This window comes from Limnospira sp. PMC 289.06, assembly GCF_032350395.1.
In the GTDB taxonomy this organism is placed as follows: Bacteria; Cyanobacteriota; Cyanobacteriia; order Cyanobacteriales; family Microcoleaceae; genus Limnospira; species Limnospira platensis.
Genome location: NZ_JARPLC010000311.1, coordinates 1 through 1,399 on the forward strand (window position 1 = coordinate 1; position 1,399 = coordinate 1,399).

The 1,399-nt window shown below is 50.5% G+C and carries 1 pseudogene; it reads right to left on the reverse strand.

The window, feature by feature from the left end:
• Positions 1-40: 40 nt before the first annotated feature.
• A pseudogene (locus P5674_RS24750) lies at positions 41-1,309 on the reverse strand (ISNCY-like element ISAtsp9 family transposase).
• Positions 1,310-1,399 lie beyond the last annotated feature (90 nt).

Here is a 1,399-nt window from a genome sequence, read left to right on the forward strand (position 1 = left end):
AATTCAACTGCTATCGGGTGGGATGTCTAACTCGAGACCCTCAAGCATAAAGGTCAGAAGGTGGTCCCAACTGTCGAAGTACAGTCTGGGTAAGCGCGCGCAAATCATTAAAGAAGGTTTGGCGCTTCGGTAAGTGCGCTCGTAGCAACTGGTACTTGTTATCGAGCAACTCCTGCAGGGTGTGGAAGAGCAGCGAGAGGATGTTGATGGTCCGGAGCAAGGAAGAAAGATGCTGCTTGCCATGGCCAAAATTGTGTTCGAGATGGTAGCCCTTGGTCTTGAGAGTGTTGTTGTTCTCATTCTCAACTTTCCAACGAGTCCGCCCGGCCCGAACCACCTCGGCTACATTCTCATCGCTGAGAGGATAATTCGTGGCCAAGGAGTTGTGATAGGTTACCTGGCCATCAGCGGTGGTGACAGTAAGTTCGCACCAGTTAACCAACAGCGCCTCATCGCTATCTTTGAGGGGGACTCCGTTGAGATAGCGGTAGGTATAGGTTTTCTCGACTTTACCAGTCCACTTCTTGGTCGTGAGGGTCGGGAGTTCGATGCCCTCTAGGTGTTCATAGAGGGTAGTATGAGACTCGGGGCGACAGACGACGATGAAGTTAAGTTGCTGCTCTAAAAACTGCTGACACAACGGTTGGTGGCAATAGAGGTCATCCCCTCAAACCGTGACATTCAAAGCCCTCAAGCATTGTTCTTGCCTCGATAGCCAGCGTTTGGCGGCGGCATTCTCACAGTCTTGCTTATCATGACCATCTTGGGGCACGATAAATTCGGGGACTAAGGGAATCACATGATTCTGTCCCGGACAGACGATGACTGGAGTGACAACACTATGGAAGTAATGGGTTTTTCCTGACTTCTGGGTGCGCGTTGAACAGTGGGGACAGTGAATTTGGTCGGAACTGAAGTATTCGGTGCCATCCAACGCGACTAATAGACTGTCCCCTAGGCAACGGAAGTCTTCTAACTGCCCCTGGGCTTCCAAGACTTGTAGGATATCCTCAAACACTGGAAACAGGTGCTCTGGGGACACGGCATCTAATAAGTCCCGAATCTGGTTATCACAGGGAATTCGATGAACTCCAAACAGACTTTGGGCATTGCTCTTGCCTTTACTCCCCTCCATCAGACGTTGATAAGCCAGAAACGACGGAGTTTGAGTAAAAAACACACTAAACGCACTTAAAGCGGCATCCTCCATTCCATAGCGGCGATTTTTACCCCGGCGCTTGTCCGGTAGCGATGACAAGCACTGGCGGAAAGAACCGACTAGAGTCTCAAAGCCACCTGGCTTTTTCAACGGCTCTGGCGCTCCTGGGTTTCTTAGATGTCATTACGATACAGGGATGCTGGGGACTTGAACAGGTTTTCGCCAAAATGAGAATTGCTG